We start from the raw sequence: 19,036 nt of genomic DNA on the forward strand, positions 1-19,036 counted from the left end.
GCTAGAAAGAGAAAATCAAGCGAGAATGGGCTGATGACCACCATTTTCGCCAAAGGCTTCTTCGCGATAGATGCCCAAAGAGCGCATCACCGGCAGATCGTTGAAGGTGAACAGGCAGGCGTCCTCGCCTTCCGACAGGTTCACATGCTCATGCCAGCACCAGCTGGGCACGACGAAAATGTCACGCTCCTGCCAGTCGAAACGCTGGCCATTGATGATCGAATAGCCGCGCCCCTTGGCACATTGATAGACGAAGCTGCCGGTGTGGCGGTGGGCCTTGGTGTGTTGGCCCGCGCGCAGCATCTGCATCGAGGCACCGATCGTGGGCATCACCGGCCCGCCCGTATGCGGGTTCACATATTCCATCAGCAAACCGTCATAGGGCGACCCTTCCGACACGGCCGCATAACGCAGCAGTGCCTCATAGGTCGGCCCCCATTCGTACTTGAGCAGCGGCGAATAGGGCTTGGCCCATGCCACCCCGGCGGGGCGCAGGGCCGCCCCCGCCCACATGCCCAACGAGTCATTGACCGGGAAGGAAATCGCCTGCTGAAGCTCGGGGTGGACCTCGTAGAAATTGGCGTCCAGCGCGTTCATCAACGGAATGTCGAGGCCATCCTGCCAAATGCAGACCGTGCCATCCTCGGAAACGCCATGCTCGTGCCAAGTGCCGTTGGGGGTCAGCACGAAATCATTGGCGCCCAGCGTCATCTTGTGGCCATCGACATTGGTGAAGGCGCCGCTGCCCTCCATAATGAAGCGCAGCGCCGAGGCCGAATGGCGGTGGCTCGACGCGCATTCGCCCGGCCCCATCACCTGCAGGCCCGAATAGAGCCAGCCCACCGCGGCCACCACATCGGCGCGTCCGGGGTTTTCGAGATAGACCACGCGCCGCCCCGCCTGTTCGGGCGTCACCAGTTCGAGTGAGCGCAGCACATCCTCGCGCAGATCCCGATAGCGCCACAGATAGGGCACCGAGGTCGAGGCCGGTTCCCACGGCTCGATCTTGTTGGCCACCGTCCACAGCGCGCCCGTACCAAGCGATTGCAATCGCTGATAATAGGCGACAAGTTCGGGCGTATCGACAACATTGGCGCGACCGATGATCTCTTCGCGATACTGGTCATACGTGCTGGCCATGGGCAGGCTCCTGAAGGGCGTTTGGCGATGCGATAGTATAGGTTTAAAATATCTTGGCGAAACTGTCAAATGCAAGTAAATTACCTTTCAGCCTCTCTCCGGCTTTCCCCTCTCACTCGTGCAAAAGCTGAGGAAAATCATGACCCAAGCCTTTACCGCCGCTGTCGTTCAGGCCGCCTCCCTGCCCACCGACTCGATGGGCGCCGCCGCCAAGGCCGCCGGTTTGATTGCCGATGCCAGCGCCAAGGGCGCCAAGATCATCGTGTTTCCTGAAGCTTTCCTGGGCGGCTATCCCAAGGGCGCGTCCTTCGGCACGCCGGTGGGGATGCGTAAACCCCAGGGGCGCGAGGATTTCCGCGCCTATCATGAGGCCGCCATCGACCTGAACGGCCCTGAAGTCGCCGCGATTGCCGAGGCCACCGCCGCCACCGGGGCCTTTGTCGTGATGGGCGTGATCGAGCGCGATGGGGCCACGGTCTATTGCACCGCGCTGTTCTTTGACGGCGAAAAAGGGTTGATCGCCAAGCATCGCAAGCTGATGCCGACCGGCGCGGAGCGGCTGATCTGGGGCTTTGGCGACGGATCGACCATGCCGGTGATCGACACGCCGCTGGGCCGTATCGGGGCGGTGATCTGCTGGGAAAACTACATGCCGATGCTGCGCATGGCGATGTATGATCAGGGCGTCACGCTGTACTGCGCCCCCACCGCCGACGACCGCGACGGCTGGGCCAGCACCATGCGCCATGTCGCGCTGGAGGGTCGGTGCTTTGTGCTTTCGGCGTGTCAGCATATCACGCGCGGGGCCTATCCGGCCGATTATGACTGCGCGCTGGGCGATGATCCGGAAACTGTGCTGATGCGCGGCGGCTCGATGATCGTCGATCCGTTGGGCAATGTGCTGGCCGGGCCGGACTATGCGGGCGAGACGATCCTTTATGCAAAGATCGACCCGGCCGAGGTGATCCGTGGCAAGTATGATTTCGACGTGGCCGGCCACTATGCCCGCCCCGACATCTTCCAGTTGAAGGTCGATGTCGCGCCCAAGCGCCCCGTCGCCCGCATCGGCGGAGATGCATGATGGAGTTTGATTTTTCGCAGGTGGCCGGGCCTGATCGTTACAAGCTGATGGCCGCCTCGATCACCCCGCGCCCCATCGCATGGATCACATCGCTATCGCCACAGGGCGCGCGCAATGCCGCGCCCTACAGCTTTTTCGCGATGATTAGTGCCGAGCCGCCGCTGCTGGCCATCGGCCTGATGCGTCGCCCGGATGGCACTTATAAGGACAGCGCAGCCAATATCCTTGAGACAGGGGAATTTGTCGTCAACCTTGTGGCCGAACATGATGCGCAGGCGATGAACCTGACCTGCATCGACGCCCCGCCGGGCGAGGATGAAATCGCGCTGGCGGGCATCGAAACCGCGCCCTCCACCGCCATCGCTCCTCCCCGCATCGCCACCGCGCCCGTCAGCATGGAATGTCGTCTGTATAACAGCATGGATGCGGGCCAATCGACCATCGTGCTGGGCGAGGTTTTGCGGTTCCATATTCAGGACCGCTTTATCGACACGCAGAAATTGCATGTCGATACGCTGGCCATGGGCCTCATCGCGCGCATGCATGGCGCGGGCTGGTACACGCGCAGCACCGACCTGTTGCAGATGGCCCGCCCCAGTTGGGCTGATCGCTGAAACGGGAAAAGGCGGCGGCATGGATCCCATGCCGCCGCCCCGATCAACCCACTATCAACCCTTGATAAAGGCAAGAATATCGCGGTTCAGCACCTCGGCATAGATGGTCAACATGCCATGGGGATAGCCGGGATAGATCTTGAGCTGATTGTCGGGGATCAGCTTTGCCTGCAACAGCGCCGAATCCTCCACGGGCACGATCTGATCGTCATCGCCATGCTGGATCAGCACGGGCACCTTGATGGCCTTGAGATCCTCGGTTTGGTCGGTTTCGGAAAAGGCCTTGATGCTGTCATACTGAGCCTTGGCCCCACCCATCATGCCCTGGCGCCACCAGTTCTGGCGGATCGCCTCATTCACGCTCTGGCCCGGCCGATTGAAGCCATAGAAGGGCACCGGCACATTCCAGAAGAAATCCGCGCGATTGGCCACCAGCGCATCGCGGAACCCATCGAACACCGACAAAGGCAAGCCGCCGGGATTGGCAGGCGTCTGCACCATGATCGGCGGCACCGCGCCCACCAGCACCGCCTTGGCCACGCGCCCTTCGGCATAACGCGCCACATAGCGCGCCACCACGCCGCCGCCGGTCGAATGGCCAATGTGGATCGCATCATGCAGATCCAGATGCCGCACCAGCGCCGCCGTATCGCTGGCATAGGTGTCCATGTCATTGCCATCCTGCGTCTGGGTGGAACGGCCATGGCCGCGCCGATCGAACGCAATGACGCGATAGCCCTGCGCCAGGAAGAACATCATCTGTGCGTCCCAATCATCGGCGGTCAGAGGCCAGCCATGATGGAACACGATGGGCTGTCCATCGCCCCAGTCCTTGTAATAGAGCCGCGCGCCGTCAGGCATGGTCACATAGCCATCACCGGAACGATTTTGAACAGATTGAGTCATGATACACCTCGGGGGAAGGAAGGGCTGAAGGGAATTTTAGTGGAACCAGGCGGAGTTCGCACCCCGCCCGGAATAAGCATCAGGCCGCATCGACCAACACGATCTCGCTGTCCTCAATGGCCGTCACGCGCAGCACTTCGACATCGCTGATCGCCACGCCGTCGCGGGCCTTGATCGTCTGCTCCTCGATCCGCACCGAGCCGATGGCGGGGACCAGATAGGCCTTGCGGGTCCCGCCCAGCGGATAATCCGCCGTTTCGCCTGCCTTGAGCGTGGCGCCCACCACGCGGGCATTGGTACGGATCGGCAGAGCGTCAGTGTCTTCGGCATAACCGCTGGCCAGCGTCACGAAATGGCCCGAACGTTCGCCCTTGGGGAAAGGCTTGGCGCCCCATTGCGGCGCATCGCCCTGATGGGTGGGGATGATCCAGATCTGGAAGATCTTGGTCGTGATGTCCTCCAGATTGTATTCCGAATGGCGGATGCCGGTGCCTGCGCTCATCACCTGAACGTCGCCCGCCTCGGTGCGGCCCTTGTTGCCCAGGTTGTCCTGGTGGGTGATTGCGCCTTCGCGGACATAGGTGATGATTTCCATGTCACGGTGCGGGTGGGGCGGGAAACCGGTGCCCGGCGCAATCGTATCATCGTTCCACACGCGCAGGTTGCCCCAGTGAACGCGGGCCGGATCGTGATATTCGGCAAAGGAAAAATGGTGATGCGCATCCAGCCAGCCATGGTTGGCCGCGCCGAGGGTTTCAAAGGGGCGATGTTCGATCATGGGTTTTCTCCTGTGGGGCGTCCCGGGGGAGCGCCCTTGCTGAAAACCGATTTAGGCCTTGCGGATCATTCTGTTCAGATGGATAAAATGGACGATAACATTCGAGAAAATTGAAAAGCGAGATCCGCGCATGAACAATCCCGGCACGCCCACCTTTGACCAGTTGCGGATCTTTCTGACCATTGTGGACACAGGCAGTTTCGCAGGTGCGGCGCGCAAACTCAACCGCGCGGTTTCGGTCATTTCCTATGGCATAGCGAATCTGGAGGCCCAGCTCGGCCTGACTCTGTTCGATCGCGAAGGCACGCGCAAACCGACGTTGACCGTCGCGGGGCGGGCGCTGCTCTCCGAAGCGCGCGGGGTGGCACAGGGCATCGACGCGCTGCGCGCCAAGGTCAAAGGGCTGCTCGACGGGCTGGAGGCCGAGGTCGATCTGGCGGTGGACGTGATGCTGCCCACGCATCGGCTGGGGCGGATCCTGCGCGCCTTTCGCGCCCAATTTCCCACCGTGCAATTGCGCCTGCATGTCGAGGCGCTGGGCGCGATCACGGCCATGGTGCTGGATGGCAAGGCGGTGATCGGCCTGTCCGGCCCGTTGTTCGCCGGGGTGGAGGGACTGGAAAGCGTCAATGCCGGGTCTGTGCCGATGGTGCCCGTGGCCGCGCCCGATCATCCGCTGGCGCAGATGGACCCGATTCTTCCTGGCGCGGGGCGCGATTATATCCAGCTCGTGCTGACCGACCGTTCGCGCTTTACCGAGGGGCAGGATTTCTCGGTGCTTTCCCCGCGCACATGGCGTCTGGCGGATCTTGGCGCCAAACATGCGCTGCTGCGCGAGGGGATCGGGTGGGGCAACATGCCCTTGCCGATGATCGAAGACGATCTGACGACCGGCACGCTCAGCCGCCTTATCATGCCCGATCATCCGGGCGGCACTTATCGGTTTGCCGGGATCTGGCGGCGCGACACGCCCCCGGGTCCCGCGGCGGCATGGCTGATCGAACAATTCGTCGCCACCGCAGAGCACGGGAAGGAGATGCTGCCCGATATTTGAGGTGGAATCTCGCGAGGTACGCCTATTCGAAAAAATCGAACACTTTGTCCTATCTTATATCACTTACCTGAAACGTGATCCCGCCATAACTTGCCCTCACAGCAAGCGATGCTGAACCCGACGCACTATCAGACAAGGACACCCCCGATGACCATCACCGCCACCCCGACCCCCGGCAAGAGCCTGATTTCGCCCAAGGATCATACGCTTGTCCTGATCGACTTCCAATCACAGATGGCCTTTGCCACCAAGTCGATCGCCACCGAGGTGCTGCGCAGCAACGCCGCCCTCGTCAGCAATGCCGCCGCCTCGTTTGGCGTCTCGACCATCCTGACCACCGTGGCCGAAAAGAGCTTCTCCGGCCCCATGTTCACCGAAATCACCGATGCCTTTCCGGGCCAGCCCCTGCTGGACCGCACCAGCATGAACACATGGGAAGACGCCGCAGTGATCGAGGAAGTGAACCGTATCGGCAAGGAACGCATTATTTTTGCGGGCCTGTGGACCAGCGTCTGCATCGTCGGCCCGGTGGCCTCGGCCATTGATCAGGGCTTTGACGTCTATTTCATCGCCGACGCCTGCGGCGACATTTCGGTCGAAGCGCATGAACGCGCCGTCCAGCGCATGATCCAGCTTGGCGCCAAGCCGATGACCTCGCTGCAATATCTGCTCGAACTTCAGCGCGACTGGGCGCGCGGCGAAACCTATGACAGCACCACCGGCATCGCCCGCCAGTGGGGCGGCGCCTATGGCCTGGGCATCACCTATGCCAAGACCATGTTCGGCGCGTCCGAAGGCGGTCACTAAGCCGACCAGGGCCGGTCCGGCGGATCGGCCCTCCATTCGCCAGAAAACGGGGATTTCACCATGAAACTCTACCTTCTTTCGCTGGGCGCGGGCCTGCTGGTGGGCGTGGTCTACAGCCTGCTGGGCGTGCGCTCTCCTGCTCCTCCGATCATCGCGCTGGTTGGCCTGCTGGGCATTCTGGCCGGTGAACAGGTGGTACCCATTGCCCGCCGCGCCCTGCAGGGTCAGGATATCGCCTGTTATCTTCGCGGCAATTGCGCCGATCATGTGCTGGGCCAACTGCCCGGAAATCCTGACAAAAACTAACCCCCTAACCGGAGGCTTCCCCCATGGCCGACCTGATCATCACCAATGCCAAGGTTTCTACCCTTGACCGCGAAAACCCCGAGGCCGAAGCCATCGCCATCCGCGACGGCAAGTTTCTGGCCGTGGGCAGCGAAAAGGACGTGCGCGCCGCCGCTCTGCCCGATGCCGATGTGATCGATGCAGGCCGCCGCCGCGTGATCCCCGGCCTGATCGACAGCCATATGCACATCATCCGCGGCGGGCTGAACTTCAACATGGAATTGCGCTGGGACGGCGTGCCCTCGCTGTCGGAAGCCATGGCGATGCTCAAGGCTCAGGTTGACCGCACCCCCGCCCCGCAATGGGTGCGCGTGGTAGGCGGCTTTACCGAGCATCAATTTGCCGAAAAGCGCCTGCCCACGCTGGCCGAACTCAATGCCGTGGCGCCCGATACGCCGGTGTTCATCCTGCACCTTTATGACCGCGCGCTGCTCAATGCCGCCGCGCTGCGGGTGGTGGGCTATACCAAGGACACGCCCAACCCTCCGGGCGGCGAGATCGTGCGCGACAGCATGGGCAACCCCACCGGGCTTTTGTTGGCCCAGCCCAACGCTACGATCCTCTATTCCACACTGGCCAAGGGCCCCAAGCTGCCGCAGGACTATCAGCTCAATTCGACCCGCCATTTCATGCGCGATGTCAATGCGCTGGGCGTAACGGGCGTGATCGATGCCGGCGGCGGATCGCAGAACTATCCCGATGATTACGAGATCATCGAAAAGCTGCATCAGGACGATCAGCTGACCGTCCGCATCAGCTACAACCTCTTCACGCAAAAGCCGAAAGAGGAACTGGCCGATTTCTCCGGCTGGGTGAAGCAGGTGACACCGGGCCAAGGCGATGACACCTATCGCCACAATGGCGCGGGCGAAATGCTGGTCTATTCCGCCGCCGATTTCGAGGATTTCCGCGCGCCCCGCCCCGATATGCCCCCCAGCATGGAAGGGGACCTCGAACCCGTCATCCGCCTGCTGGCCGAACACCGCTGGCCCTGGCGCCTGCACGCCACCTATGACCAGACGATCAGCCGCGCGCTGGATGTCTATGAAAAGGTGAACCGCGATATTCCGCTGACCGGCATCAACTGGTTCTTCGACCATGCCGAAACCATCAGCGACCGCAACATCGACCGCATCGCGGCGCTGGGCGGCGGCATCGCGGTCCAGCACCGCATGGCGTTTCAGGGCGAATATTTCGTCGAGCAATATGGCGCCAAGGCCGCCGAGCGCACGCCCCCGATCAACAAAATGATCGCGGCAGGCATCCCGGTGGGCGCCGGCACCGACGCCACCCGCGTCGCCAGCTATAACCCATGGGTCTCGCTGTCATGGCTGGTCACGGGGCGCACCTTGGGCGGATTGCGACTTTATCCTTCGGCCAACCGGGTTTCGCGCGACAAGGCGCTGGCCATGTGGACCCATGAAAACACATGGTTTTCCAATGAAGTGGGCAAGAAGGGCCAGATCAAGGCGGGCCAACTGGCCGATCTTGCCATCCTGTCGGATGATTATTTCACCGTGCCCGAACATGAGATTGTCCATATCCGCTCTGTCCTGACCCTGCTGGGAGGCAAGGTGGTGCATGGCGAGGGCAAGTACGAACCGCTGGCCCCCGCCCTACCCCGCCCGATGCCCGACTGGTCGCCGGTGGCCACCTTTGGCGGATACCACAAGACCCGCGAGGCGCGCGCGAAACTGGCCTCGGCCTGCGGGTGCCATTCCTCCTGCGGGGTGCATGGCCATGACCATGCCGCCGCCCTTGGCGCCAGCGTGCCCGCAGGTGATCCCCAAAGCTTCTGGGGCGCGCTTGGCTGCGGCTGCTGGGCCGTCTGATCCTTTTCCCCCTTTTTCACTGGAGTCCCCCGCCATGAAATCTCTCGCTTTCACCATCGCTCTCGTTCTGGCCGCCCCGGCCGCCGCCAAGCCCGTCGCTACCCCCGATGTCGGCGTCGCCCCACAATATGACACCACCCATGTCTATGTGCCCGAAGGCGATTTCGACCGCTTCGTCGCCAGTTTTTCCGCCACTTTCGGCGGCACCACCAGCAAGCAGGGCGCGTTTCAGGTCACGCCCACGCCTTCCCTCACCAAATCGCAACTGGTGCTGACGCCAGCGGGCACGGTCTCGGTGTTCGGTTTTAAAACGCCCATCCCCTATCCCTTTGGCGATGAACGCACCGGCTATCTGGTGACCGATATGGACAAGGCCGTGGTGGCCGCGCGGCATCACGGCGCGATCCGCCGCCTTGCCGACTTTCCCGATCCCATCGGGCGCGATGTGGTCATCCAATGGCCGGGCGGGGTCAACATGCAGCTCTACTGGCACACAGCCACGCCACATTACGCGCCGCTCGCCACCATCCCGGAAAACCGCATCTATCTGACCGCCGATGCGGCGGGCGCATTTCTGAAAAGCTGGAGCGGCTATGCCCATGCGCGCATCACGGCCGACGACCGCAAGGCCTCCGGCGCCGAACTGGGCCAGCCGACAAAGACCATTCGCCGCGTTTCGCTCACCAGCAACTATGGCAAGATGGTGGTCTTTGTCTCGGACGGCCAATTGCCCTGGCCCTATGGCCGCGACATGACCGGCTATCAGGTCACGGATCTGGCCGCCACGCTGGACAAGGCCAAAGCCAATGGCGCCGAACTGCTGGTCGCGCCCTTTACCGTGGGCGCGCGCCAGAGCGCAATCGTCCGTTTCCCCGGCGGCTATATCGCCGAAGTGCATCAGGGTGCATAAGCCATGGACACCCGCCACGACCCCGCCGTGATCGACGCCATTCTCGAATGGCCGATGACATGGACCATCGCTCGCCTCGCGCTGGTCGGACCTTATCTGCTGGGCGGGGTAGTCAAGCTGACCAACCTGCCCGCCGCCGCCGCCGAACAGGCGCATTTTGGGCTGAACCCACCCTTGCTCTGGGCCGCGATCACGATTGCGGTCGAACTGATCGGGCCTTTGCTGGTTCTCTCGGGCCGTCTGGTCTGGCTGGGGGCGGGCATACTGGGGGTCTTCACGCTGCTGGCGGCCTGTGTGGCCAATGCCTTCTGGGCCATGCCCGCCGGACAGGACCGCTTTATGGCCACCAATGCCTTTTTCGAACATATCGGCCTGATCGGCGGCTTCGTGCTGGTCGCGCTGGTGTCGGAACGGGCGCAGCGTCATGCGTAAGTCATGGGGCCTTGCCTTCTTTGCGCTGCTGGGCGCCAGTCCCACCTCGGCCCAACAGGCGCAAGCTGTGCAGGTCAGGGAGGCTTGGCAGGCCCCCACCCTTTCGATCACCCGCTATGACGAGGACTGGTCCGATCTGGTCGATGCCGAAAAGCGCGCCCATCATTGGACAGGCCCGTTCAAATATATACCGATCACCGATGATGTCTGGCTCTCGACCGGCGCGGAATTGCGGCTGCGCAGCGAAAGCTTGGGCGGCAACCAATGGGGTGCGGCGCCCGACCAGACCTATCTCTGGGCCCGCGCCCTGCCCTATGCCGATCTGCATGTGGGCCGTATCCGCGCCTTTGTGCAGCCCATGGCCACATTCGCCACCGGGGTCGAACCGGCGTCCAGCCCCACCGACCAGAGCCGCCTCGACCTGCTTCAGGCCTTTGCCGAAGCCGATCTTGGCCCCATCACCCTGCGCGGCGGGCGACAGATGGTTTCGCTGGGCACGGAACGGCTGATCGGCACGCGCTATGGCCCCAACACACCGCTGGCCTTTGACGGGGCGCGGGCGGTGGTGCGCGTGGGCGCGGCCTCGGTCAGCCTGCTGGCGCTGCATCCGGTGCAGGCGGGCCTGCGCGATTTCGACGATCACACCTCCTCGACCAAGGCACTGTGGGGCGGCTATGCGGTGCTGCCGGGCTGGGATATCTATTATCTGGCCTATCGCAACCGCAATGCCCGTTTCGGCGGGATCACGGGCTATGAGCTGCGCCACTCCATCGGTTTGCGCAGCCATGGCGCGCGCGGGCGCCTGCACTGGAATATCGAGGGCATTGCCCAATTCGGCCAATTCGCAGGCCAGACCATCGGCGCATGGACCTTGGGCAGCGAGGTCGGCCTTACCCTGCCCCATGCGATGGACGCCACGATGCGCGTCAATATCATCAGCGGCGACGGCAAAGCGGGTGACAACCATCTAGGCACATTCAACGCCCTGTTCCCCAAGGGCAAATATTTCGGCGAACTCTCGCCCGTCGGTCCAGCCAACATCGTCAACCTCAATCCGCGCCTCAGCGCGCAACTCTCGCGCAAGGTTTCGGCCAGTCTGGCCGCCTTGGCCTTCTGGCGTTATTCGCGCGGCGATGGGGTCTATGACATTCCGGGCAATCTGATCCGCGCTCCCGGCCTTGGCCATTCCCGCTTCATCGGCGGCGGCGGCGAGGCCACGGTGGCATGGCAGGCCACCGCCGAATTGGAATTGTCCTCCTCCTTCTCGGTGTTTGCGCCCGGCGCCTTCCTGCGCGAGACCGGATCGAGCCGCACCACCACCATGCTCGGCCTTCAGGCCAATTTCCGCTTCTAAGGACCCACGCCATGACAAAATCCTCTTCTCCGCTACCTGGCCTGCTGCTGCTGCTCTCGGCCACGACGGGCCTTGTCGATGCCGTATCGGTGCTGGGGCTGGGCAAGGTGTTTACGGCCAATATGACCGGCAACATCGTCTTTCTGGGCTTTGCCGCCGTTGGCACGCCCGGCTTTGCCATCAAGCCCTATCTGGTGGCGCTGCTGGCCTTTCTGATCGGCGCGCTGGTGGCCGGGCGCATCGGCCAGCGTCTGGGCCAGCGCCCCTTGCGCCAATGGCTGCTGAGCGCGGCCGGGGTGGAGGGCGCGCTGCTGGGGCTGGCGGCGGTCTGCGCGCTGGTCTCCGCGCCATGGATCGACGCGATCATCGCGCTGACCGCGCTGGCGATGGGTTTTCGCAATGCCACCATCCGTATGTTGAAAGTGCCCGATCTGACCACCACTGTTCTCACACTCACGCTGACGGGAATCGCGGCGGATTCCGCACTGGCGGGCGGTGCCAGCCCCAACCTGCCCCGCCGCATCGCCGCTGTGGCCAGTATCTTTGCCGGGGCCGCTGCCGGCGCGCTGATGGTCACGCTCTGGGGCCTTGCCTTGCCTCTTGCGCTGGCCGCAGGCATGGTGGTGCTGGGCACGATGATCTGCGTGGCCCATCCCGCCGCCGCCCTTGTTCACAACGCCTGAAAGGCCGACGCCATGCCCGCCGAGGTTCGCCACAATCCCGCACAAAACCGTTTTGAATTGCCGATCGAGGGCGATGCAATGGCCATCTGCGTCTATCGCCGCGATGAGGAGGGGCACTATGTCCTGCTCCACACCGAGGTTCCCGATGACTTTGCCGGACAGGGCCTCGCCTCGGCGTTGGCCAAGGGTCTGTTCGCCATGGCCCGCGCGCAGGGGTTCAAGCTGGTCCTGCGCTGTCCCTATATGGCGGCATGGTATGCCCGCCACCCCGACTATGCCGATGTGGTGGCGGGCTGAGGCTCAATCCATGAACAGCAGCGCGGGATGTTCGAGCAGGCGCCGGATGCGCTGAACAAACCGCGCCCCGTCATGGCCATCGACGATGCGGTGATCGAAGGAACTCGACAGGTTCATCATCTTGCGCATCGCCACAAAAGGCCCCTGAACAACCGGGCGCTCGACGATCTTGTTGGGGCCGATGATCGCCACTTCGGGGTGGTTGATGATCGGCGTGGTGGCGATGCCCCCCAGCGGCCCCAGCGAGGTGATCGTGATCGTCGATCCGCTCAACTCCTCGCGCCGGATGGTGCCATCGCGCGCGGCCGTGCTCAGCCGCGCCAGCTCCTTTGCGCAGGCCCGGATGCTCAGCGTCTCGGCATGGCGGATGACCGGCACCATCAGGCCAGCCGAAGTCTGAACCGCCACCCCGACATGAACCGCCCCATATTGGCGCAGCACGTTCTGTTCATCGTCATAATGCGCGTTGATATGAGGAAAATCGGGCAAAGCGCGGACCAGCGCGCAGATGAAGAAGGGCAGCAGGGTCAGCCTTTCCCCTCCCTCTTCGTTCAGTTCGCCGCGCAGCGCTTCCAGTTCGGTCAGGTCGCATTCCTCGACATAGGTGATCTGAGGAATGCGCTGATGGGCCTGCTCCATCCTTTCGGCGATCTTGCGGCGCAGGCCGGTGATGGGAATGTCGGTGACATTTTCGCGCGGGGCGCTGCGCGGTTCTTCGGGCTTGTGAACGCGGGCGATATGGGCCTCCAGATCCTCGGGCGTGATGCGCCCGCCCGGACCTGTGCCCGCCACGGATTCCAGCGCAATGCCCAATTCGCGCGCGCGATGCCGGGTGGCCGGAGCCGCCAATGGCGCGACAGGCTGAGGCTCAGGCGCAGGCTCGGCCAGAGGTTTCGCCACCGGCACAGATTCCGCCGCTGGCCTTGCCTCCGCCGCTGCCTCTGCCTCTGTCGCCGCGTCTGCCTCCACCTCGATCTCGACCAGAACCGCGCCCACGGGCATCATCTCGCCCACTGCGCCATGGACGGCCGTCACCTTGCCCTCAACCGGCGAGGTCATATCCACTGTAGCCTTGTCGGTCATCACATCGACAAGGCACTGATCCTCGCCAACATGGTCGCCCGGCTTCACATACCAGACCGCGATTTCGGCCTCGGCAATGCCTTCGCCGATATCGGGCAGGCGGAATTGATAAAGGCTCATGGATCAATACTCCATCACGCGGCGCAGCGCGGCCACTAGGCGCGCGGGGCCGGGGAAATAGTCCCATTCAAAAGCATGTGGATAGGGCGTATCCCAACCGGCCACCCGTTCGATGGGGGCCTTGAGATGGTCGAAACAGCGCTCCTGAACCAAAGCCGACAATTCGCCGCCAAAGCCGCCAAAGCGCGAAGCCTCATGCAGGATCACGCAGCGCCCCGTCTTGCGCACCGAGGCGGTGATGGCCTCAATATCGAGCGGCACCAGCGAGCGCAAATCGAGCAGTTCGGCATCCACCCCGGCCTCATCAATGCCCGACAGCGCGACATGGACCATCGTGCCATAGGCGAGTACGGTGACGGCCCGCCCCTCGCGCACCACCGCCGCCTTGCCCAAGGGCACGCGGTAGAGGCCTGTGGGAACCTCCGCCTTGGGATGCCCGGCCCATGTCTTGAGCGGCCTGTCGTGATGCCCGTCAAAGGGGCCGTTATAGATCCGCTTAGGCTCGAGCATGATGACCGGATCATCGTCCTCAATCGCCGCGATCAGCAGCCCCTTGGCGTCATAGGGATTGGAGGGCACCACGGTTTTCAACCCCACCACATGGGCAAAAATCGCCTCCGGGCTTTGGCTGTGCGTCTGGCCGCCAAAAATACCGCCGCCATAGGGTGTGCGCACCGTCAGCGGCGCCCAGAACTCGCCATTCGAGCGATAGCGCAGCCGGGCCGCCTCGCTGACCAACTGATCGAAAGCGGGCAGGATGTAATCGGCAAACTGGATTTCCACCACCGGGCGCAACCCATAAGCCCCCATGCCGATGGCCGTGGCAATAATGCCCCCCTCGGCAATCGGCGTATCGAAACAGCGCGTCAGCCCATGTTTGGCCTGAAGCCCATCGGTCACGCGGAACACCCCGCCGAAATAGCCGACATCCTCGCCAAAGATCAGCACATCGGGATCGGCCCCCAGTTTCTCGTCCAGCGCATTGTTGAGCGCCTGAACCATGTTCATCACCGGCATGGCGTCAAACCCCCATTTCGCGACGCTGTTCGATCACGCGCCAGTCCGGTTCCTTGAACACATCCTCGAACATAGAGCCCAATTCCGGCTTCGATTTGCCCAGCGTGCCGATAGCCTCGCCCGCGCGGACGGCGGCGCGCACCTCATCCTCCAACGCGGCTTGCAGGGCGGCGTGACGCTCCTCGTCCCACTCGCCCCGCACGATCAGATGCTCTTTCAACCGCTCTATCGGATCGCCCAGCGGCCATTGCAGCGCCTCGTCGGCGGGGCGATATTTGGCCGGATCATCGGCGGTGGAATGGCCCGCCGCGCGATAGGTGAACAATTCAATCAGAGTCGCGCCAAGGTTGAGCCTTGCTCGCTCTGCCGCCCATTGCGTCGCCGCCCATACGGCCAAAAAATCATTGCCGTCCACCCGCAGACCCGGAATGCCATAGGCCAGCGCCTTGGCCGCAAAGGTGGTCTCATCGGCCCCGGCAATGCCGGAAAAGCTGGAAATTGCCCATTGGTTGTTGGTCACGCACAGGATCACCGGCGCGCGATAGACGCTGGCAAAGGTCAGCGCCTCGTGAAAGCCGCCCTCGGCGGTGGTGCCTTCGCCCACATAGGCCAGCGCGATCCGGTCATCGCCCTTATAGGCCGAAGCCATCGCCCAACCCACCGCATGGCCAAACCGGCTGCCCAGATTGCCCGATATCGAATAGAAGCCATAGGCGCGGGCCGAATAGAGGATCGGCAATTGCCGCCCGCGCAACGGATCGCCCGCATTGGAAAAGATCTGATTGACCAGATCGAGCAGCGGATAGCCCCTCGCCATCAGCCAGCCCAGCACACGATAGGTGGGAAAGCACATATCGCGCCGATCCAGCATCAGCGATTGCGCCACGGCAATCGCCTCCTCGCCGGTGGATTTCATGTAAAAGCTGGTCTTGCCCTGCCGATGGGCGCGAAACAGGCGGTCGTCAAAGGCACGGGTCAGCATCATCGCGCGCAGCCCCCGATGCAGGACATCGGCCTCCAGATGCGGATCCCAAGGGCAGACCGCATTATGGCCATCATCCAGCACACGGATCAGACCAAAGGGCATATCGCGCATGGTCGGTTCGGCGGCATCGACATCGGGCCGCATGGTTTCACCGGCCTTGGGCAGCTTCATTCCGCCAAAATCGGGATGATCGCCGGGCCGGGCCGGGGGCTCTGGAATATGCAGGGTGAGCCGGGGTTGATTATTCATATCCTCTCCTTGGCCTGTTGTCCCGTGGCGCGGCTTTTCGGCGGCCTTTCGGGAATTTCAGCTTCTTCAGGAAACGTACCATGGCCCTGCGGGCCTTGGCGGGATCGGGACGAATTCCTCCTTTTTCAGGGCTTGAATAAGGATCAGATGCCTATTCAAAACGCCTGTCAACGGGGTGTCCGAAACAGGCAAAACGGGCCTCAATCGCGCCCTGTCGGCAAAGCCGCCCCACCAGCCCGCGTAATAATATTACGCGCCTGCGCCAGATGTGGTGCGTCGATCATTTTGCCGTCAAGAATCAGCACCCCTGCACCGGGCGCCTCGGCAAAGGCGGCGACAATCGCGCGCGCCTGTTCGACCTGCCGTGCATTGGGGGTAAAGGCCGCGTTGATGATCGGCACCTGATCGGGATGCAGCGCCATCATCCCCGTAAACCCGTCAAAGGCCCCCCGCGCCGCATAGGCCGCCAACCCGTCAAGATCCCGGATCGCGGGATAGACCGTCTCAATGGCGGCCACCCCTGCGGCATGAGCGCCGAACAGCGCCATCGACCGGACCATCTCAAAGGGGGCCGTATAGGAGCCATCCGCGCGCCTTGCCCCCATCGCGCCCATCGCAGCGGGCAGGTCCTCCGCCCCCCATGTCAGGCCGCACAGATGGTCGACCACCTCGCCATAGGTGCCAAGGCCAAAGATGGCCTGCGGGGTTTCGGTTGCGATGGGCAGGATTTTCATCGTCGAGGCCAATGAGGCCAGCGAGCGAACGGTCGCGGCCCCCAACGCCTTGGGCAGAACAATCCCATCCGCGCCATGGGCGGCGGCCAGATCAGCCTCCAGATACGGGCTGTCGATGGGGTTGATCCGCACAAAGCGGGCAACATCCGCGGGGGCGCTCAAATACTCCACAACCGCCTCTCGCGCCTTGGGTTTGGCGGCGGGCGCAATGGAATCCTCCAGATCAAGGATGATCGCATCGGCCCCGCTGCCTGCCGCCTTGGCGAAACGTTCGGGCCGATCCCCCGGCACAAACAGCAGCGAGCGCAACCTCATACCGGCCTGCGCGACAGCAGGGCGGTACGCAGGCATTGGCAGACCATCTCCTCGCGCTGGTTCCACAATTCATGGCGAAATGTCACCAACCCGGCATTGGGCCGCGACCGGCTCTCGCGCCATTCCACCACCTCGCTGCATGCACGCATCGTATCGCCCAGAAAGACCGGCTTGGGATGGATCAGCCGATCATACCCCAGATTGGCCACCAGCGTGCCCAGCGTGGTTTCCCCCACCGTCAGGCCGATCATCAGCGCAAAGGTGAAAGTGCCGTTGACGAGGATCTGGCCAAATTCGCTGGCCCGCGCGGCCTCGGCGTCGATATGCAATGGCTGGGGATTATGCGTCATGGCCGAAAACAGCAGATTGTCGGTTTCGGTCACGGTGCGGCGGATCGGATGGTCGATCCGGTCGCCCACCTCCCATTCCTCGAAATAGCGCCCGCTCATGCGGTCTCTCCGACGGCTATTCGCGCCAGCAACATCCCTTCGCGCACCTGCGCCCCTTGCGCAAAGGGCATCTCTTCAACCACCCCGTCAAAAGGCGCGGCCAGCCCATGCTCCATCTTCATCGCCTCCAACGTCACCAGCTTCTGCCCCTTGCTCACACTTTGCCCCGGCGCAACATGGACAGCGATGATCGTGCCCGGCATAGGCGCCAGAATCGCCCCATCGCCAGCCGCCGCCACGCCCGCCACGGCTCCACGATAGGGCCTGACCTCCCAGCTCTGCCCATGTTCGCTCAGTATTATCCGGGTAAGCGCAGGTTGGAAGATCTCGCCCTCGCGCGGGGCCACATCAACCTCGACCGCCTGCCCATCAACCATCACCCGCGCCCGCCCCTGCCGCGCGCCATTCAGGCGAAACCCCGCCAAGGCTCCCGCCCCACCAAGTTCCGCCACCGCCCGCCCCAAAGCCGCTGCATCGGGCAGAGGATCGGGCATCAAAGCATCGCCTGCCCGCGCAATCAGGGCAGTATCCATATGTCCTCCGGCAAAATCGGGATGGTGGAGCGCTTTGACCAAAAAGCCCGCATTGGTCCGCAAGGGCCAGACCACAGCGCGGTCCAGCGCCCCGGCCAGTTTGCGCCGCGCCTCGTCCCGCGTGGTGCCATGGGCGATCAGCTTGGCGATCATCGGATCGTAGAAGGACGTGATCTGCCCCCCTTTCGCCACGCCCGTATCGACCCGCACCTCATCGCCCGGATCAAAGGCATCGAGCCGCCCGACCGAGGGCAGGAACCCGCGCGCCGGATCCTCGGCATAGAGCCGCGCCTCCATCGCCCAGCCGTGGATCGACAGCTCCTCCTGTCGCCGGGGCAGCACTTCTCCAGAGGCCACGCGCAATTGCCATTCGACCAGATCGACCCGGGTGATCGCCTCGGTGACGGGATGTTCGACCTGAAGCCTTGTGTTCATTTCCATGAACCAGATGCGGTCGGCGCGCAGACCCTCGCCGGCGTCGGCGATGAATTCGACCGTACCCGCGCCGACATAATCGACTGCGCGGGCAGCATCCACCGCCGCACGGCACACGGCCGCCCGCGTGGCTTCATCCATGCCGGGGGCCGGGGCCTCCTCGATCACCTTTTGATGGCGGCGTTGCAAGGAGCAGTCGCGCTCGAACAGGTGGACGATATTGCCATGGCGGTCGCCAAACACCTGCACTTCGATATGGCGCGGGCGGGTGATGAATTTCTCGATCAACACGCGGTCATTGCCGAAAGCACCCATGGCCTCGCGCCTGCACGAGGCCAGCGCATCAGCAAATTCGGCAGGGTCGGCCACCAGCCGCATCCCCTTGCCGCCCCCGCCCGCCACCGCCTTGATAAGCACAGGATAGCCGATCATCGCGGCCTGCCCGGCCAGATGGCCGTCATCCTGATCCGCGCCCAGATAGCCCGGCGTGACCGGCACGCCAGCAGCAGCCATACGGGCCTTGGCCGCATCCTTCAGGCCCATGGCGGTAATGCTGGCCGGATCGGGCCCGACCCAGATCAGACCGGCATCCATCACGGCCTGTGCAAATTCGGCATTTTCCGAGAGGAAACCATAGCCCGGGTGGATCGCCTGCGCGCCGGTTTCCAGCGCGGCGGCGATGATCCGATCACCGCGCAGATAGCTTTCGCGCGCGGGCGCCGGGCCGATGGCCACCCTCCGGTCGGCCATGGCAACATGCAGCGCGCCCGCATCGGCATCGGAATGGACGGCAATGGTGCGGATCCCCATCCGCCGCGCAGTGCGGATGATGCGGCAGGCGATTTCGCCGCGATTGGCGATCAAGAGCGAGGCGATCATCGCA

The 19,036-nt window shown here is 63.4% G+C and carries 20 protein-coding genes; 11 read left to right on the forward strand and 9 right to left on the reverse strand.

All coding sequences use genetic code 11. The annotated features are described in order from the left end of the window. Positions 1-15: 15 nt before the first annotated feature. Entirely contained in the window at positions 16-1,140 is a 1,125-nt protein-coding gene (locus FHW96_RS17710) for a cupin domain-containing protein (protein WP_172341907.1), read from the reverse strand. Positions 1,141-1,279: 139 nt separating this feature from the next. Between FHW96_RS17710 and FHW96_RS17715 the strand changes: the two genes are divergently transcribed. Together FHW96_RS17715 and FHW96_RS17720 are read left to right on the forward strand one after the other, a co-directional pair. Continuing rightward, positions 1,280-2,221 (forward strand): carbon-nitrogen hydrolase family protein, encoded by a 942-nt coding sequence (locus FHW96_RS17715; protein WP_172341908.1) that lies wholly within the window; start codon positions 1,280-1,282, stop codon positions 2,219-2,221. Further along, positions 2,218-2,835 (forward strand): flavin reductase family protein, encoded by a 618-nt coding sequence (locus FHW96_RS17720; protein WP_371815746.1) that lies wholly within the window; start codon positions 2,218-2,220, stop codon positions 2,833-2,835. Before FHW96_RS17715 ends, FHW96_RS17720 begins: the two co-directional genes overlap by 4 nt. Before the next feature lie 54 nt (positions 2,836-2,889). Here FHW96_RS17720 and FHW96_RS17725 read toward each other — a convergent pair whose 3' ends face one another. Continuing rightward, positions 2,890-3,741: an alpha/beta fold hydrolase gene (locus FHW96_RS17725; protein WP_172341909.1), complete on the reverse strand. Its 852-nt coding sequence runs from the start codon at positions 3,739-3,741 to the stop codon at positions 2,890-2,892. 79 nt (positions 3,742-3,820) lie between these two features. Then, complete coding sequence (locus tag FHW96_RS17730) at positions 3,821-4,519, reverse strand: pirin family protein (protein WP_172341910.1); 699 nt, start codon at positions 4,517-4,519, stop codon at positions 3,821-3,823. A gap of 130 nt (positions 4,520-4,649) precedes the next feature. On the opposite strand from FHW96_RS17730, the gene FHW96_RS17735 reads away from it, so the two are divergent. From FHW96_RS17735 to FHW96_RS17775, 9 genes are all read left to right on the forward strand, one after another. Next, the gene (locus tag FHW96_RS17735; RefSeq protein WP_172341911.1) at positions 4,650-5,573 is read left to right on the forward strand and encodes a LysR family transcriptional regulator; all 924 of its coding nucleotides are present in this window, start codon (positions 4,650-4,652) and stop codon (positions 5,571-5,573) included. Between the two features lie 147 nt (positions 5,574-5,720). Beyond that, the gene (locus FHW96_RS17740; protein ID WP_172341912.1) at positions 5,721-6,380 is read left to right on the forward strand and encodes a hydrolase; all 660 of its coding nucleotides are present in this window, start codon (positions 5,721-5,723) and stop codon (positions 6,378-6,380) included. 60 nt (positions 6,381-6,440) lie between these two features. Then, positions 6,441-6,686 carry a XapX domain-containing protein gene (locus tag FHW96_RS17745; RefSeq protein WP_172341913.1) on the forward strand — a complete coding sequence of 82 codons (246 nt, stop codon included), beginning with the start codon at positions 6,441-6,443 and terminating at the stop codon, positions 6,684-6,686. A gap of 23 nt (positions 6,687-6,709) precedes the next feature. After that, positions 6,710-8,557, forward strand: coding sequence for an amidohydrolase (locus tag FHW96_RS17750; protein WP_172341914.1), 1,848 nt, complete (start codon positions 6,710-6,712; stop codon positions 8,555-8,557). Positions 8,558-8,591: 34 nt separating this feature from the next. Further along, positions 8,592-9,467, forward strand: coding sequence for a VOC family protein (locus FHW96_RS17755; RefSeq protein WP_172341915.1), 876 nt, complete (start codon positions 8,592-8,594; stop codon positions 9,465-9,467). Between the two features lie 3 nt (positions 9,468-9,470). Continuing rightward, positions 9,471-9,899, forward strand: a complete 429-nt coding sequence (locus FHW96_RS17760) for a DoxX family protein (protein ID WP_172341916.1) — start codon at positions 9,471-9,473, stop codon at positions 9,897-9,899. After that, entirely contained in the window at positions 9,892-11,253 is a 1,362-nt protein-coding gene (locus tag FHW96_RS17765) for an alginate export family protein (protein ID WP_172341917.1), read from the forward strand. The genes FHW96_RS17760 and FHW96_RS17765 overlap by 8 nt, the downstream gene beginning before the upstream one ends. A gap of 11 nt (positions 11,254-11,264) precedes the next feature. Further along, complete coding sequence (locus FHW96_RS17770) at positions 11,265-11,936, forward strand: YoaK family protein (protein WP_172341918.1); 672 nt, start codon at positions 11,265-11,267, stop codon at positions 11,934-11,936. A 12-nt stretch (positions 11,937-11,948) separates the two neighbouring features. Further along, on the forward strand, positions 11,949-12,233 hold the full coding sequence (locus FHW96_RS17775; protein ID WP_172341919.1) for a GNAT family N-acetyltransferase: 285 nt from the start codon (positions 11,949-11,951) through the stop codon (positions 12,231-12,233). Between the two features lie 3 nt (positions 12,234-12,236). Here FHW96_RS17775 and FHW96_RS17780 read toward each other — a convergent pair whose 3' ends face one another. The 6 genes from FHW96_RS17780 to FHW96_RS17805 form a co-directional block, all read right to left on the reverse strand. Further along, positions 12,237-13,436 carry a dihydrolipoamide acetyltransferase family protein gene (locus tag FHW96_RS17780; protein ID WP_172341920.1) on the reverse strand — a complete coding sequence of 400 codons (1,200 nt, stop codon included), beginning with the start codon at positions 13,434-13,436 and terminating at the stop codon, positions 12,237-12,239. A gap of 3 nt (positions 13,437-13,439) precedes the next feature. Then, a complete protein-coding gene (locus FHW96_RS17785; protein ID WP_216650946.1) occupies positions 13,440-14,444 on the reverse strand; it encodes an alpha-ketoacid dehydrogenase subunit beta in 1,005 nt (334 codons plus the stop codon). A 13-nt stretch (positions 14,445-14,457) separates the two neighbouring features. Beyond that, positions 14,458-15,687, reverse strand: a complete 1,230-nt coding sequence (locus FHW96_RS17790) for a thiamine pyrophosphate-dependent enzyme (protein ID WP_172341922.1) — start codon at positions 15,685-15,687, stop codon at positions 14,458-14,460. 200 nt (positions 15,688-15,887) lie between these two features. Then, complete coding sequence (locus tag FHW96_RS17795; RefSeq protein ID WP_172341923.1) at positions 15,888-16,736, reverse strand: CoA ester lyase; 849 nt, start codon at positions 16,734-16,736, stop codon at positions 15,888-15,890. Continuing rightward, entirely contained in the window at positions 16,733-17,185 is a 453-nt protein-coding gene (locus FHW96_RS17800) for a MaoC family dehydratase (RefSeq protein WP_172341924.1), read from the reverse strand. Before FHW96_RS17800 ends, FHW96_RS17795 begins: the two co-directional genes overlap by 4 nt. Then, positions 17,182-19,032, reverse strand: coding sequence for a biotin carboxylase N-terminal domain-containing protein (locus FHW96_RS17805; protein WP_172342013.1), 1,851 nt, complete (start codon positions 19,030-19,032; stop codon positions 17,182-17,184). Before FHW96_RS17805 ends, FHW96_RS17800 begins: the two co-directional genes overlap by 4 nt. Positions 19,033-19,036: the final 4 nt, after the last annotated feature.

It is taken from the genome of Novosphingobium sp. SG751A (assembly GCF_013149295.1).
Lineage (GTDB): Bacteria > Pseudomonadota > Alphaproteobacteria > Sphingomonadales > Sphingomonadaceae > Novosphingobium.

Coding starts and splice junctions, on each gene's coding strand:
- FHW96_RS17710 (WP_172341907.1), bottom strand. CDS start 1,140: ATGGCCAGCACGTATGACCAGTATCGCGAAGAGATCATCGGTCGCGCC.
- FHW96_RS17715 (WP_172341908.1), top strand. CDS start 1,280: ATGACCCAAGCCTTTACCGCCGCTGTCGTTCAGGCCGCCTCCCTGCCC.
- FHW96_RS17720 (WP_371815746.1), top strand. CDS start 2,218: ATGATGGAGTTTGATTTTTCGCAGGTGGCCGGGCCTGATCGTTACAAG.
- FHW96_RS17725 (WP_172341909.1), bottom strand. CDS start 3,741: ATGACTCAATCTGTTCAAAATCGTTCCGGTGATGGCTATGTGACCATG.
- FHW96_RS17730 (WP_172341910.1), bottom strand. CDS start 4,519: ATGATCGAACATCGCCCCTTTGAAACCCTCGGCGCGGCCAACCATGGC.
- FHW96_RS17735 (WP_172341911.1), top strand. CDS start 4,650: ATGAACAATCCCGGCACGCCCACCTTTGACCAGTTGCGGATCTTTCTG.
- FHW96_RS17740 (WP_172341912.1), top strand. CDS start 5,721: ATGACCATCACCGCCACCCCGACCCCCGGCAAGAGCCTGATTTCGCCC.
- FHW96_RS17745 (WP_172341913.1), top strand. CDS start 6,441: ATGAAACTCTACCTTCTTTCGCTGGGCGCGGGCCTGCTGGTGGGCGTG.
- FHW96_RS17750 (WP_172341914.1), top strand. CDS start 6,710: ATGGCCGACCTGATCATCACCAATGCCAAGGTTTCTACCCTTGACCGC.
- FHW96_RS17755 (WP_172341915.1), top strand. CDS start 8,592: ATGAAATCTCTCGCTTTCACCATCGCTCTCGTTCTGGCCGCCCCGGCC.
- FHW96_RS17760 (WP_172341916.1), top strand. CDS start 9,471: ATGGACACCCGCCACGACCCCGCCGTGATCGACGCCATTCTCGAATGG.
- FHW96_RS17765 (WP_172341917.1), top strand. CDS start 9,892: ATGCGTAAGTCATGGGGCCTTGCCTTCTTTGCGCTGCTGGGCGCCAGT.
- FHW96_RS17770 (WP_172341918.1), top strand. CDS start 11,265: ATGACAAAATCCTCTTCTCCGCTACCTGGCCTGCTGCTGCTGCTCTCG.
- FHW96_RS17775 (WP_172341919.1), top strand. CDS start 11,949: ATGCCCGCCGAGGTTCGCCACAATCCCGCACAAAACCGTTTTGAATTG.
- FHW96_RS17780 (WP_172341920.1), bottom strand. CDS start 13,436: ATGAGCCTTTATCAATTCCGCCTGCCCGATATCGGCGAAGGCATTGCC.
- FHW96_RS17785 (WP_216650946.1), bottom strand. CDS start 14,444: ATGAACATGGTTCAGGCGCTCAACAATGCGCTGGACGAGAAACTGGGG.
- FHW96_RS17790 (WP_172341922.1), bottom strand. CDS start 15,687: ATGAATAATCAACCCCGGCTCACCCTGCATATTCCAGAGCCCCCGGCC.
- FHW96_RS17795 (WP_172341923.1), bottom strand. CDS start 16,736: ATGAGGTTGCGCTCGCTGCTGTTTGTGCCGGGGGATCGGCCCGAACGT.
- FHW96_RS17800 (WP_172341924.1), bottom strand. CDS start 17,185: ATGAGCGGGCGCTATTTCGAGGAATGGGAGGTGGGCGACCGGATCGAC.
- FHW96_RS17805 (WP_172342013.1), bottom strand. CDS start 19,032: ATGATCGCCTCGCTCTTGATCGCCAATCGCGGCGAAATCGCCTGCCGC.